The organism is Microvirga sp. P4_A5 (assembly GCF_056402495.1).
Genome location: NZ_JBFUHH010000008.1, coordinates 49,623 through 62,742 on the forward strand (window position 1 = coordinate 49,623; position 13,120 = coordinate 62,742).

General features: G+C 64.3%; 17 protein-coding genes. 8 read left to right on the forward strand and 9 right to left on the reverse strand.

Going from position 1 to position 13,120, the window contains the following annotated elements:
* The first annotated feature begins 56 nt into the window (after positions 1–56).
* Together AC1DVM_RS04510 and AC1DVM_RS04515 are read left to right on the forward strand one after the other, a co-directional pair.
* A complete protein-coding gene (locus tag AC1DVM_RS04510; RefSeq protein WP_477252383.1) occupies positions 57–302 on the forward strand; it encodes a helix-turn-helix domain-containing protein in 246 nt (81 codons plus the stop codon).
* A gap of 143 nt (positions 303–445) precedes the next feature.
* Positions 446–850, forward strand: coding sequence for a DoxX family protein (locus AC1DVM_RS04515; protein WP_477252385.1), 405 nt, complete (start codon positions 446–448; stop codon positions 848–850).
* Between the two features lie 67 nt (positions 851–917).
* On the opposite strand, the gene AC1DVM_RS04520 is transcribed toward AC1DVM_RS04515, so the two are convergent.
* Positions 918–1,538: a biotin transporter BioY gene (locus tag AC1DVM_RS04520; RefSeq protein WP_477252386.1), complete on the reverse strand. Its 621-nt coding sequence runs from the start codon at positions 1,536–1,538 to the stop codon at positions 918–920.
* 283 nt (positions 1,539–1,821) lie between these two features.
* Here AC1DVM_RS04520 and AC1DVM_RS04525 point away from each other — a divergent pair, with 283 nt between their 5' ends.
* Together AC1DVM_RS04525 and AC1DVM_RS04530 are read left to right on the forward strand one after the other, a co-directional pair.
* Positions 1,822–2,733 (forward strand): MBL fold metallo-hydrolase, encoded by a 912-nt coding sequence (locus AC1DVM_RS04525; protein WP_477252388.1) that lies wholly within the window; start codon positions 1,822–1,824, stop codon positions 2,731–2,733.
* A 66-nt stretch (positions 2,734–2,799) separates the two neighbouring features.
* Positions 2,800–3,609 carry a class I SAM-dependent methyltransferase gene (locus tag AC1DVM_RS04530; protein ID WP_477252389.1) on the forward strand — a complete coding sequence of 270 codons (810 nt, stop codon included), beginning with the start codon at positions 2,800–2,802 and terminating at the stop codon, positions 3,607–3,609.
* A gap of 40 nt (positions 3,610–3,649) precedes the next feature.
* Here AC1DVM_RS04530 and AC1DVM_RS04535 read toward each other — a convergent pair whose 3' ends face one another.
* From AC1DVM_RS04535 to AC1DVM_RS04550, 4 genes are read right to left on the reverse strand one after another with little or no spacing between them, the layout of a single operon-like run.
* Entirely contained in the window at positions 3,650–4,444 is a 795-nt protein-coding gene (locus AC1DVM_RS04535) for a DUF899 domain-containing protein (RefSeq protein WP_477252391.1), read from the reverse strand.
* 41 nt (positions 4,445–4,485) lie between these two features.
* Positions 4,486–4,893, reverse strand: coding sequence for an SRPBCC family protein (locus AC1DVM_RS04540; RefSeq protein ID WP_477252392.1), 408 nt, complete (start codon positions 4,891–4,893; stop codon positions 4,486–4,488).
* Between the two features lie 50 nt (positions 4,894–4,943).
* Entirely contained in the window at positions 4,944–5,324 is a 381-nt protein-coding gene (locus AC1DVM_RS04545) for an ArsR/SmtB family transcription factor (RefSeq protein ID WP_477252394.1), read from the reverse strand.
* Positions 5,325–5,376: 52 nt separating this feature from the next.
* A complete protein-coding gene (locus AC1DVM_RS04550) occupies positions 5,377–6,156 on the reverse strand; it encodes a DUF1499 domain-containing protein (protein ID WP_477252396.1) in 780 nt (259 codons plus the stop codon).
* A 218-nt stretch (positions 6,157–6,374) separates the two neighbouring features.
* Between AC1DVM_RS04550 and AC1DVM_RS04555 the strand changes: the two genes are divergently transcribed.
* The 3 genes from AC1DVM_RS04555 (at position 6,375) to AC1DVM_RS04565 (ending at position 7,635) form a co-directional block, all read left to right on the forward strand.
* Complete coding sequence (locus AC1DVM_RS04555) at positions 6,375–6,872, forward strand: MarR family winged helix-turn-helix transcriptional regulator (RefSeq protein WP_477252398.1); 498 nt, start codon at positions 6,375–6,377, stop codon at positions 6,870–6,872.
* Positions 6,869–7,279 carry a DoxX family protein gene (locus AC1DVM_RS04560; protein ID WP_477252400.1) on the forward strand — a complete coding sequence of 137 codons (411 nt, stop codon included), beginning with the start codon at positions 6,869–6,871 and terminating at the stop codon, positions 7,277–7,279. Before AC1DVM_RS04555 ends, AC1DVM_RS04560 begins: the two co-directional genes overlap by 4 nt.
* A gap of 152 nt (positions 7,280–7,431) precedes the next feature.
* Entirely contained in the window at positions 7,432–7,635 is a 204-nt protein-coding gene (locus tag AC1DVM_RS04565; protein WP_477252402.1) for a hypothetical protein, read from the forward strand.
* A 66-nt stretch (positions 7,636–7,701) separates the two neighbouring features.
* On the opposite strand, the gene AC1DVM_RS04570 is transcribed toward AC1DVM_RS04565, so the two are convergent.
* Positions 7,702–8,289, reverse strand: coding sequence for a L,D-transpeptidase (locus AC1DVM_RS04570; protein ID WP_477252404.1), 588 nt, complete (start codon positions 8,287–8,289; stop codon positions 7,702–7,704).
* A gap of 198 nt (positions 8,290–8,487) precedes the next feature.
* Between AC1DVM_RS04570 and AC1DVM_RS04575 the strand changes: the two genes are divergently transcribed.
* Positions 8,488–9,429 carry a histone deacetylase family protein gene (locus tag AC1DVM_RS04575; protein ID WP_477252406.1) on the forward strand — a complete coding sequence of 314 codons (942 nt, stop codon included), beginning with the start codon at positions 8,488–8,490 and terminating at the stop codon, positions 9,427–9,429.
* Here AC1DVM_RS04575 and AC1DVM_RS04580 read toward each other — a convergent pair.
* The 3 genes from AC1DVM_RS04580 to aroC all read right to left on the reverse strand — a co-directional run bounded on the left by AC1DVM_RS04580 (position 9,426) and on the right by aroC (position 13,112).
* A complete protein-coding gene (locus AC1DVM_RS04580) occupies positions 9,426–10,703 on the reverse strand; it encodes a hypothetical protein (RefSeq protein WP_477252407.1) in 1,278 nt (425 codons plus the stop codon). The two genes, AC1DVM_RS04575 and AC1DVM_RS04580, sit on opposite strands and share 4 nt — an antisense overlap.
* Positions 10,704–10,835: 132 nt before the next feature.
* A complete protein-coding gene (ribB, locus tag AC1DVM_RS04585; protein WP_477252408.1) occupies positions 10,836–11,921 on the reverse strand; it encodes a 3,4-dihydroxy-2-butanone-4-phosphate synthase in 1,086 nt (361 codons plus the stop codon).
* Positions 11,922–11,999: 78 nt separating this feature from the next.
* On the reverse strand, positions 12,000–13,112 hold the full coding sequence (aroC, locus tag AC1DVM_RS04590) for a chorismate synthase (RefSeq protein ID WP_477252410.1): 1,113 nt from the start codon (positions 13,110–13,112) through the stop codon (positions 12,000–12,002).
* Positions 13,113–13,120 lie beyond the last annotated feature (8 nt).

Genomic DNA, 13,120 nt, shown 5'->3' on the forward strand with positions numbered 1-13,120 from the left:
TGCGCAATGTCACCCTTTATGGTTGACTTACCCCCCTCGACGCAAGGGGTTTGACGGTGAATCTGCTACCGGAGCAATGTCGGGCCGCCCGCGGGCTGCTCGACTGGACCCAGGAACAACTGGCCGAACGGGCTGGCGTGGCGCGCAGCACCGTGCGCGATTTCGAGTGCCGGCGGCACGAATTGCACCGCACCACCGAGGAATCCGTCGTGAGGGCCCTTCAGGAGGCCGGTGTCATTCTTCTCGATTCCGGCGAACAAGGCCCGGGCGTGCGGTTTCGCGCGATGCATAAGAGCGTTTGATTCCGGTCGGCAGTAATCAATTCGTGACCGCCCCGATTGGCCGGACCGCTGGTTCCCGGCCTCCACGCGCGTTAGAGGTGCCCGGCGCGGCTCGTGCCTGCGCCTCATCCCTCATTTTTCCCATGCGTAATGGAGTCAACCTGATGAATGCTGCTCACCTCAATGTGGTCTGGGCGCCACGCCTGCTCAGTGTGCTGAGGACCGTCTCGGCGCTGATCTTCATGGCCCACGGAACACAAAAGCTCCTCGGCTTCCCTGCGTCGCCCAATGGCGGTCCGGCCATGCTCACCATGCCGTGGATCGCGGGGGTTCTGGAGCTGGTCGGCGGCGCGCTTCTCGCGGTGGGCTTGTTTACGCGGCCGGTCGCGTTCGTGCTGTCCGGCCTGATGGCCTTCGCCTACTGGATCGCCCACGCCCCGCGAAGCGCTTTCCCGGTGCTCAACGGAGGTGACGCGGCGATTCTGTTCTGCTTCGTGTTCTTGTATCTGGTAGCAGCCGGCGGCGGGGCGTGGAGTTTCGACAATCTGCGCAAGCATCACGCCCACTGATACGGCCTATCCTCACAACAAAAAGCCGCCCTCGGGCGGCTTTTTTTTCAAGATCGCTCGGAAGCGCTCAGGCGGAAGGGCTGCCCCGGCGCGTGATCGTCCAGGCCGCCTGCATCAAAGCAACCGCAAGCGCGGTCTTGACGACCGTCGCGGCGATGAACGGCGCGATGCCGACGCTCCACGCCTTCGCCACTGGAAGCAGCACGGAGAGCCAGCCAAAGCCCGCCAGGAGAATCACCGCGTGTCCGAGGGTCATCATCACCGCGACACGCAGCAGCGACCGGTCCCAACCGCGCTCCGCCATGACACCCATTACGAAAGCCGCGGCGAGAAAGCCGACCAGGAAGCCGCCCGTCGGGCCGGCGAAATAGGCCGGACCGGCGATCATCGGCGGGGTATTGGCAAAAACCGGCAGACCCAGCGCACCCTCCAGAAGGTACAGCGCCACCGTCGCGCTGCCGAGGCGCCAGCCGTATGTGGCGCCGATCAGCAACACCACGAGGGTCTGCATCGTCATGGGCACGAAAGGAAGCGGAACCTGCACTTTCGCCGACACGGTCAGGAGGGCGGAGCCCACGGCCAACAGGATCACGGCGCGAAGAGCCGCGAGACGGACATCGCTCCGGGCCGGCCAGAGACGGCCCACCAGGGTTGATGGGGTTGAGAGTGCCGCAGCGCCTGTCGACATCGAGAAATCTCCGAAGGTTGATCGTCCCCGTCGGCGGGGAAGTGGCAGACCTTATAGGGACGCGCGCGGCACGGCTCAAGCCGCAACCGCCGCCCGAATTTCGCCATCCCGCCGTCGCACGCGGTACAGGCATGGCGTCAGGAAGCGTCGTGCCCAGCGCCATTGCCGGGGGCGCCATTTTCATCGTCGATCCTGCGCACGCCAAAGCGCTGCGGTTTTCGCAATTCATGCCCCCCGCATCGAGCGGGCTGGTTTTTTACTCCGCCACCCGCGAGGATATCGGATGTCAGATGAACTCACCTTCGACGTCAGCCCCCCGGCTCGTTCGGGCGAATGCGTGCGGCTGAGCCCGCTCGTGCGGCGCGTGGTGGCAAACAATGCCGGGCCGATCACCTTCACCGGCACCTGCAGCTACATTGTGGGAAACGGCCATGTGGCGATCATCGACCCGGGCCCCGATCTGCCGGAGCATGTGGACGCGCTCCTTCACGCAGTCCGCGGCGAGACGGTGACGCATGTTCTCGTGACCCACACGCACAAGGACCATTCGCCGGCCGCCCGGGCCGTCAAGGCCGCCACCGGCGCGACCCTTGTCGGGTGTGGAATGCATCGTAGCGCGCGGGTCCTTGCGCTCGGAGAAATCAATCTCCTCGAAGCCAGTTCCGATAAGGAATACGCGCCCGATTGGGAAATGACGGACGGCGATGCCGTGGCGGGCCGCGGCTGGACGCTCGGGGCACTCACGACGCCCGGCCACATGGCCAATCACCTCGCCTTCACCCTCGACGAAGAAGCAGCCCTGTTCTCGGGAGATCACGTGATGGCGTGGTCGACCTCCGTCGTCGCGCCTCCGGATGGCGCCATGAGCGACTACATGGCGTCGCTGGACAAACTTCGCGGGCGCGACGAGTCCCTCTACTGGCCGGGCCATGGCGGGCCCGTGCTCGATCCGCAGCGCTTCGTCCGGGCGCTCGCTCACCATCGCCGGCAGCGCGAGGCCTCGATTCTGAACCGTCTCGCGGCCGGCGATACGACCATTCCGGCCATTGTGGCCGCCATCTATCAGAACCTGAAACCCGCCCTGATCAATGCAGCCGGCCTCTCGGTCTTCGCGCATCTGGAGGATCTGGTGACGCGCGGCGAAGTCATCGCCGACACCGTGCCCTCGCTCGAGAGCCGGTACAGGCTTGCCTGACTGGCTTCTGTGAATCCGACCGCCGCCGGAGTATCCTGCTCCGCGCGACAACGCGAGGAGCGGCCGATGGCTGAGACATCCCGTCACGACGCCTGGCAGGCCGGCGAGCCCTATGATTTTTACATGGGGCGTTGGAGCCGGCAGATCGCGCCGCGCTTCCTCGACTGGCTCGATGCCCCGGCTGGCCTCGATTGGCTGGAGATCGGTTGCGGCACCGGCGCTCTGTCGTCGGCCATTCTCGCGCAATGCGAACCGAAAAGCCTGCTCGCCATCGATCCGTCGGAAGGATTCCTGAAAAAGGCCCGCGAAAACGTGCCGGACGCGCGCGCCCGTTTTCAGGTCGGCGACGCCCAGGCTCTCCCGGCGGACACGGCCAGCATGGACGTGATCGTGTCCTCCCTCGTGTTGAATTTTGTACCCGACCGGGAAAAGGCCCTCGCCGAGATGAAGCGGGTCGGGAGGATCGCCGCGCGGGTCGGGTTCTATGTCTGGGATTATCCAGGCGGAGGCGTGGAATTCATGCGCGCCTTCTGGAATGCCGCGACCGCGCTGGACCCTGGCGCGATGGATCTCATGGAAGGCAGGCGTTTTCCGTTCTGCACGCAGGATGGCTTGACCGATCTCGCCAAGCGAGCGGGACTGACCTCGATCGATTCCATCGCGATCGAAGTACCGACGGTGTTCAAGGATTTCGAGGATTATTGGCGCCCCTTCACGCTCGGTGGAGGTCCGGCGCCGGGATATTGCGCAAGTCTCGATCCTGACGCCCGACAGAGATTGAGAGACAGACTGCATGAAGCGCTGCCGCGCAGCGACGACGGGTCAATCCACCTGAAGACGAGGGCCTGGGCAGTCAGGGCGACAGTGCCGGGTTGAGGTGCGCGACCGGGATCGCGCACCCTCGACAAGTCCCGCATCAGCCGCAGCAGGTCCCGCCCGGGAGCGGCGTCTCGTCGGGCTTTGCGACGCTCGGCTGGTCCTCGTAGCGGTCGTGATGTCTGACCCAATCCATGATCTCGTGTTCGTTGCGACCTTTCGGCGTGAGATCGAGGTAATTATGCGCGCCGATGAGGATATCGCCGCCGCGTCCGTAGGATGAGTACGTGTGGAAGATCTCTCCTGTGCTGTTCTTGAAGAACACGCTGATGCCGGGCAGTTCTCCGCCGGGCGCACCTTCGGTCATCTCGTAATTGTAGTAGGTCTTGCCATTGGCGATCTCGTCCTGCGTGGCAGAGACGTGGAAGTCGTAATTGAAATCGCTTCCGAACGACGACACCCAGTCGAACGCCCAGCCCATGCGCTTCTTGAACGGCAGCAATTCCGCCAGCGGAGCGCGCGAGACGGCGAGCATTTTCACATCGTGATGCGCCAGGTGAAGGTTTGCGCCGTCGATGTGGTCGGAGAGGAACGAGCAGCCACCACAGCCTTCTTCCCATCCGGGCCCGAACATGAAGTGATAGACGATGAGCTGGCTGCGCCCTTCGAAGAGTTCCGCGAGCGTTTTCTTGCCGCTCGGCGTATCGAACAGATAGGTCTTGTCGATCCTCACCCACGGAAGCGCGCGCCGCTGGCGGTTCAATTCGTCGCCGGCCCGCGTGTGCATCTTCTCGCGGGCGAGCAAGGCCTTGCGTGCCGCGACCCATTCGTCGGGCGAGACGACCTTGTGCTGGTCGAGGGGAACGTCGTGCTCGTTGTGCTTGAACTGATCCATGTTTGGGCTCCTCTGTCTTTCGTGCCAAAGGGGTTTCAGAGCTACGCGAAGAAGCGCTCGAGTTTATTGAGCGTACCGGTCCAGCCATCCTTGTGGCCATCGCGAGCGGCCTCGTCGAAGAAGCGCTCGTGAATGAGCGTGAGCATCGTGCCGTCGCCGTCGGGACGCAGCAGCACGGTAACGAGGGATTCACGCTCGAGCGTGCTGCGCCACGCCCAGGAGAAGACCAGTTTCTCGTTCGGGACGATCTCACGGTAGACGCCGCTGACGTCGTGTTCCTCGCCTGCATCCTCGCGCATGATGACGCGGAAGCGACCGCCGATCCGCGGATCGCTCTCGGCGTGATGGACGTTGCAATTCTCAGGTCCGAACCACCGTGCGATCTTCGTCGGCTCGGTCCAGGCCGCGAAGGCTTGGGCGGGTGTCGTGTTCAGGCGACGCTTGAGCATGAGGCTCGGTTGCGTCGCAGCTTTGCTCGCGACCTCGCCTCCGTCCCGGCCTAGGATTCGCCCCGAGCCTTCGAGGGGGACCGGGTGCGTTCGGTTGGGCATGTCTCTTCCTCCACAAAAGCCGCCAGACGATCGAGGGTGCCGGACCAGAATCCCTGGTACCGATTGAGCCATTCGAGCGCCTCTTCCATGGGGCCTGCGGACAACTGGCAGGCAACGATGCGGCCGGTCTTGGCGCGGCTGATCAATCCCGCGTCGGACAGCACATCGAGATGCTTCATGATGGCGGGAAGCGACACCGGAAAGGGCCGCGCCAACTCGCTCACCGAGAGGCCATCCCGCTCCGAGAGACGAGCGAGCAAAGCGCGTCGGGTCGGGTCGGCCAGCGCCGAGAAGGTGCGATCCAGCGAGGGCTCTTGATACTTAACCATGGGGTTAAGTATCGGGCGGAACGGTGATCATGTCAAGGCGCGCGGCGGCCCCTTATCCCCCGGCGAGCGCCAGGTTCGAGGTTTCCTCGAGGAAGGCGCGGATACGCCGGGCGTTGCCGCCCAAATCATGCCGTCCTAGGCGCGAGGCCGAACGGATATCGATCCGGCTGCCGTCGGCCCGGGGGCGGATCCGGACGGTGATGTCGTCGGGGAGTTTCAGCGCGAAGGTCCGATCGATCGCTTCGAGCCTTCCTGCCCCCTGGCGTCCGCCCGGCGGCAGCGCTTCGATGACCTGCCAGCCGAGATCGGCGGCGGCTTTCTGCACCAGCGCAAAAGCCTCCACCGGTCCGATATCGAGGGTCAGGGGGGCGATCAGCACATAGGCCTGCCGCTGGGCCTCCCGAACGTCAGGCGAAACATCCGGCGGGACGCGCCCCCCGCGCGCCTCCAGCGCGACGCGCGAGCGTGAGAAGGCCGGCGGATTCTCCGTATCGGTGGAAATGTCGTTGATCACCGGCAGAGTTGCGGCCTTGAAGCCCATGAGGGCCGGATAGGCCAGCACCAGCGCGGCGATCAGCATCCCCTTGATGGCCCCACCAAGGCCTTGTCGCCCCTCCTGCCAGATCCGGACGAAGGCGATCAGCGAAAACAGCACCGCCAGCGCTGCCAAGGCGATCCCGGCTGCCAGGACCACGAAACCTTCGTCATAGCCAATGAATCCGAACCGGATCATCAGCGCGGCGATGAGGCAAACGACGAGCGAAAACCACGCCACCCTCGGAGACCATCTGGCCGGGCGGGAGAAAGGTTCTTCAATGATCAGGTGACGCATGCGCACGTCATACAAATCTCTTCGGGATCGCGCCACTCCCGTTCGGCCGGCATCCAGGGCTCCGTTAGGAATTCAAGCTAACGATGTGATAAAAATGCAATATTATGTCGTTTTGTGGGGAAAGAACCCGCCGAGGTCGGGATTTAGGGGCTGGGCGGAGGTGACGAGCGGCTTTGTTCTGATGTAAACTACTATTTCTGATTGAAGGAGCCGAGTTGGTGACGTCACCTGCCCCCGTTCAAATCGTCGATCCCGACGCCGATCCACTCCGCGTCTGGTTCCGCTTCATCCGCCTTCACCGGCGCGCGACGAGCGCGATCGCGGGGGTGTTGAAGACGATCGGCCTATCGATCCCGCAATTCGACCTTCTGTCCACCCTGACCGAGCAGGAAGGGTTGAGTCAGCAGGAACTGGCCGAGCGGCTGTACGTGACGAAAGGCAATGTGTCGGGCCTGCTCGACCGCATGGTCGAGGCCGAGTTGGTCGAGCGTCGCGCGATCCCCGGAGACCGCCGCTCCAATGCCCTCCATCTCACGCCGAAAGGTCGCGCCCTCGCCGAAAGAGGGATCGCGGCGCAAAAGGCCTATGTGCAGGCGACCCTCGGCACCCTGCCCACCTCCGACCTCATGGATCTCGAGCGCATCGTGCTGGCCTGGCGCGAAAAGGCGAGGAATGCCGAGGAGGCCTTCCGGGCCCGGAGCGCGGATAAAGCATGACGCCGCGCTGGATCCGCGCCTTCCTGTCGAGCCGGTTCACGGAGGTTGCCGCGCGGGCCGTCCTGACGTTCCCGTTCTGGGGAAGCGGCCTTTCGAAACTGATCGATTTTCCGGGCGGCATGGCCGAGATGGCGCAATTCGGCCTGCAGCCTGCCTGGCTCTTCAATGCCGCGACCGTCGCGGTTCAGCTTTGGGGGTCCGCGCTCATCATCCTCAACCGCCGGACCTGGCTCGCTGCAGGAGCGCTCGGCATCTTCACCCTTCTGACCATCCCCATCGTGCACGCTTTCTGGCGCCTGGAAGGGGAGCGGGCGCTCGCGGCGTTCCACACCGCCGGAGAGCATGTGGGAATGGTCGGCGCCCTCGTGCTCGTGTCCATTCTCGCCATGAGGCCACGGACGTCCTGACGCTTGGCGGGACAACCGAAATTGCAACCTTGTTAATACAGGATTAAGCTTGCCTCCGTCATTTGCCCATAAAGCCAGCAAATGATCATAGAGTGGCCCCGAAGCCGACACGTCTTTCGTGATGAATCGGGGCCAACATTGGGAGTTACGCCATGACCCTCGCCCAGCGCGACGTTCGATCGTCGAGCCAAGTCCCTCCGAAAGACGCTGCCCGCCCGCGGGCCGTTCTGCCCGCTTTCAAGCCCGTCGCCCTGCCGGCCCTGACCGCCGCCGTCAGGCCCGCCTATCGCGAGCCGGCTCGCAAGACCACCGTCGATTTCCCCACTCTCCTGCGCATCAGCGCGATGCTGGACTGAGGCCGAACGAAAACGAGCGCCGCAAGGGCGCTCGTTGGATCTGCGTATTCTCTTCGGCGCGAGGCGCTAGCGGACGATGACCTTCGCGTCGGTCTCGGTCCGATTATAAAGATCGATCACATCGATGTTGCGCATCCGGATGCAGCCGGACGATACACTCAGCCCGATCTTCTCCGGCTCGTTGGTGCCGTGAATCCGATACAGCGTATCTTTGTTGCCCTCGAAAAGATAAAGCGCGCGGGCGCCGAGCGGGTTATCCGGGCCGCCCTTGGTGTGCTTCACGTGCGGCCACCGCGCCTTCATCTCGGCAGGCGGGTTCCAATCCGGCCATTCCGCCTTTCGCGCCACCCGCGACACGCCGGTCCAGCCATAGGCCTCGTCGCCGACTGCGACCCCGTAGCGGATGACCTTCTTGTTAGGCATCACGAAATAGAGAAACCGCTCTTTCGTATCGACCACGATGGTGCCCGGAGCCTCGCCCGTCGGATCGTCCATGAGGTAGCGGCCGTAGCGCAGGTCTTCCTGCGCGGTCGGCACGAGGGCCATATATTCGGCATCGCGCGCGGAAACCTGGGGCTCCGGCACGCCCTTGAAGTTGCACGCCGTCAGGAGCGCCAGGGCTGCGAGAGCGAGAGACAGGCGAGACAATCGCATTGGTAAACTCTGCTTTGTGCGGCCGGACAGGCCTGTGTCGTTTCAACGCAACATGCGGTCAAGAAATGCCCGTGGGGCGAATCAACGGCACAATGGCACGGAAGGGCAAGGAAATGTGTTGCACTGCGACAACATAGACAGCCGCTTGATGCACTGCGAAACTCCCATTCCTTTCCCAAGCTAGGCTCGCCATCGCCCATGTCCACCCTTTACATCTCGCACCCCGCCTCGCTGGCGCATCTGACGCCCGCCGGCCACCCGGAACGGCCGGACCGGATTCGCGCCATTGAGACCGCGCTGGAGAAAGAGCGGTTCGGCGCCCTGATTCGCGAGCAAGCGCCGATGGCCGAGATGGAGAGCCTGRCGTTGGTCCATCCGGCAAGGCATGTGGTCGCTCTGAGGGAGGCCTGTCCGCGCGAAGGCTTGGTGCGGATCGACGAGGACACGGTCATGTCGCCGGGCACCTTCGAGGCGGCCTTGCGCGCGGCAGGGGGGGCGGTCCGCGCGGTCGACGAGGTCATGTCCGGCGCGGCGAAGAACGCCTTCGTCGCCATGCGACCGCCCGGGCACCATGCCGAGACGGCCCGCGCCATGGGATTTTGCTTTTTCAACAACGCCGCCATCGCCGCCCGCCACGCCCAGCGCCATCACGGCGCCGGCCGCGTCGCGGTTCTCGATTGGGACGTACATCACGGCAACGGGACGCAGGACATCTTCTGGAGCGATCCGAGCGTTCTCTATTGCTCCATCCACGAGATGCCGCTCTACCCCGGGACCGGCGCGCCCTCGGAGACAGGCGAGCACGGGACCATCCTCAATGCGCCGATGGAGCCCGGCGACGGGAGCGTGGTGTTCCGCGACCTGATGGAGCGCGTGGTGCTGCCGCGCATGGAGGCGTTCCAACCCAACCTCCTCATCGTCTCCGCCGGGTTCGACGCCCATTGGCGCGACCCCCTCGCCAGCATCAATCTCACCGAAACCGATTTCGGCTGGGCCACGCAGCGGGTGATGGGGCTTGCCGACGAAGTCTGCGGGAGCCGCGTCGTGTCGGTTCTCGAAGGCGGCTACGACCTCGAGGCCCTCGCCAAATCCGCGTCCGCGCATCTCGATGCGCTGATGGGCCGCGAGGTGAAGGCCTAGGCTTTCGCCGGCATGAAAGCGCGGTGGCTGATCCCCGACAGCACGCGCAGCAATTCGCCGACCGCGACCATTCGGAGGATCGCCAGGCCAGCCAGGGTCATGAGGGCGGCTTCGGCGGAGATCAGGAGCGCCACACACGCCGCCACGCCCGAACCGAAGAGGGCGAGCCCCTGAATGAATACGAGCCGCCGCTGTTGCGGATAGAGCGTGCAGGATTCGTTCAAGGGGGCCGCCATCGCCACGAAGAGGTGGAACAGCGCGATGATCGGCACGGTGTCCGCAAGTCCCGCGAGCGCGGTTTGATCGAGCCATGGATCCGCCAGCAGCAGAAGACCCGCCATCCCCGCATAGGCCGCTCCCACGAGCAGGATCAAGCCGATCATCATGGAACGGCCGAAGATCGGCGTCGGATATTCGCTCGCCGGGCGAAAGTTGAGAAAGATCGGCGTCGCGGCGGCGGTGAGGATCTGCGTCGGGACATCGAAGATGCGATAGGCCAAGGCGACGTGGCCCGCGAAAATTTCATCGGCCGCCATGGGCGTGATGAGCAGCGGGGACATGACGAAGGCGAGCGAGAAAAACGATCCTGGAAGGTTGTAGAGGGGGAGGCTTTTCCATCGCCGCGCCACGGCGACGATCGCCGCCTTCGACCAGCCCGCGAAGATGCCGCGAAGGCGCCTTCCCTGTCGCACCAGCAAATAGGCGACACCACTGTTATGTCCGATGATGTCGGCGAGCACGAAACAGAGCACGTCCTCCACACCCACCAGCACCAGGGTGAGGAGAACCACCGGCTGGACCAGCGCCTGCATGAGAATGGCCCGTCCCAATCCCTTGAAATCCCGGTCGCCGGTCGCGCGGGCGTAGCTCAAGCGCAACATGCCGCGGGCCAGAATCGACAAGGGCAGCAGGAGCGCGAGTTCCCAGCGCACCCAGCCCAACGCGGCCGAGCCGATCGACGCCAGCGCGAAGACGAGGAACAGAATACCGCCGAGACAGAGGCACAGGCGCATCGCATTGCGCGACTCGCTTCTGTCGGATGCACCGACGATTGCAGCATCGTAACGGAGAAAAAGCGCGATACCCGCCAGGGTCGCGAACGTCTGGTAGATTCCGAATTCGGCGAAAGCCTGAATGTCGACGAGCCACGCCGCTGCGATGAGCGTCAGGACCGACATGCCGCGGGCCGTGACCAGCCTGAGCCCCAGCATGAAGGAATCTCGCAGGGAGCGGCCCGTCAGGTGCTTCAGGACCATCAGGCGAAGAGATGCCATCGATGACGGATCTGCGTCGTCGATCGTCTCGGTGCATCGGGGCCGCGAGGGTCCCGGCATTTTCTCGGCCTGATGCAAGGTTGCTCGTCTAAGGTTGAATGGCCGAGTTTGAGGTTGCGGACGCCCGGCTGCCTACGGGTCGAGCGGCTCCTCGGCCAACAATTCGATGCCGAAACCGCTCAATCCTACGTAGGACCTGCTGGATGTGGCAAGATTGCGGATGGAGACAACGCCGAGATCGCGCAGAATCTGCGCGCCGAGCCCGATCTCGCGCCATTGCGTCGATCGCATCGCCTCGGAGGCGGTCTCTTCCGTCTCGTTGAGATTGGTCGTCGGAACGCCGGCCGTGCCGTCGCGGAGATAGACGAGCACGCCGCGGCCTTCGGTGACGAACCGCTTCATCGCCGCATCGATCGCCTTGCCGCCCTCGAAAATGTCCGCGATGGAATCGGCGCGGTGCAGACGCACCGCAATATCGTTTCCATCGCCGATGCGACCGTGCACGAGAGCCACGTGATGGACCGCGTCGAACGGCGTCGCATACGAATAGCCCGTAAAGGATCCCCAGGGCGTCTCCACCGGGAAAGTCGCGATGCGTTCGACGAGCTTCTCGCGGGATTGGCGATAGGCGATGAGATCGGCGACGGAGATCCGCTTCAGGCCATGCTGCTTCGCGAACACGTCGATCTGATCGCCGCGCATCACCGTCCCGTCATCGTTGGCGAGTTCGCAGATCACGCCCACCGGCGGCAATCCTGCGAGCTTGCACAGATCGACGGCTGCCTCGGTGTGGCCGGAGCGCATGAGCACGCCGCCATCCCGTGCAACCAGTGGGAAGACGTGCCCGGGGCGAACGAAATCGGTGGCTCCCATATTGCCGTTGGCCAGCGCCCGCACGGTGTTGGTGCGCTGCTCGGCCGAGATACCCGTCGTGAGCCCGTGCTTCACATCCACCGTGACGGTAAACGCCGTGCCGAGCGGCGCGTCATTCGCAGCCACCATGGGATCGAGCCGCAAACGCCGTGCCTCCGCGCCGCTGAGCGGCGCACAGACGATGCCGCAGGTGTTGCGAATGATGAACGCCATTTTCTCTGTCGTGCAGAGAGATGCGGCGACGATCAGATCGCCTTCGTTCTCACGGTCGTCGTCGTCGGTCACGATGACGATTTCGCCTTGCGCGAAAGCTTCGATGGCTTCGGTCACGCTGTGGCAGGTCATATGTAATCCTCTACTCGCTACTGGCTCGAACCGCCTCTGGCGGCGTGCCTGACATTCCCGGCGACAGGCGCGATCGTTCTAGCTGAAAGGCCAGGCGACGCCATCTCCAACCTGCGCGCGATGACGCAAGAAGTGATCGGCCAAAACGCACGCGACCATGGCCTCGCCCACAGGCACTGCACGAATTCCGACGCAGGGATCGTGGCGGCCCTTCGTGGACACCTCGGCTTCGACGCCCTTGCGGGTGACGCTGGCGCGTGGCGTCAAAATCGACGAGGTCGGTTTCACCGCGAACCGGCACACGACCGGCTGCCCCGTCGAAATGCCCCCGAGTATGCCGCCCGCGTGATTGGAGAGAAAGGTCGGTGCGCCCGCATTGCCGGCCCGCATTTCATCCGCGTTCTCCTCACCCCGCAGCGCCGCTGCCGCAAAACCATCGCCGATCTCCACGCCCTTGACGGCGTTGACCGACATGAGCGCAGCCGCGAGATCGCCGTCGAGCTTGCCATAGATGGGAGCGCCGAAACCGGGCGGCACCCCCTCGGCGACGATTTCGAGAACCGCGCCGATGGAAGAACCATCCTTGCGCAACCCGTCGAGGTAATCCGCATAGAAGGCGGCCGCTTCCGAATCCGGACAGAAAAACGGGTTCCTCAGAACCTCGTCCCAATCCCACTGGTTCCGATTGACCGGGTGCGGTCCCATCTGGACGAGCGCACCGCGGATGGTGATGCCGGGCACCACTTTTCGCGCCACCGCCCCGGCGGCGACCCGCGCCGCCGTCTCGCGAGCCGAGGAGCGCCCCCCGCCGCGATAGTCGCGGATGCCGTATTTCACATCGTAGGTGTAATCCGCATGGCCCGGCCGATAGGATTCCTTGATGTCGGAATAATCCTTCGAGCGCTGGTCCACATTCTCGATCATCAGCATGATCGGCGTGCCGGTCGTGACCTGGCGACCGGTCCGCTCGTCGACGAACACTCCCGACAGGATCTTGACCTCGTCGGGCTCGCGGCGCTGCGTGGTGAACCGGGAGGTGCCGGGCCGACGACGATCGAGTTCCGCCTGGATATCCGCGACATCAAGGGGGATCAAAGGCGGGCAGCCGTCGATCACGCAGCCAAGCGCGGGCCCGTGGCTTTCGCCGAACGTCGTGACGCGGAATAGGTGGCCGAACGTATTGTGGGACATGACTCTGA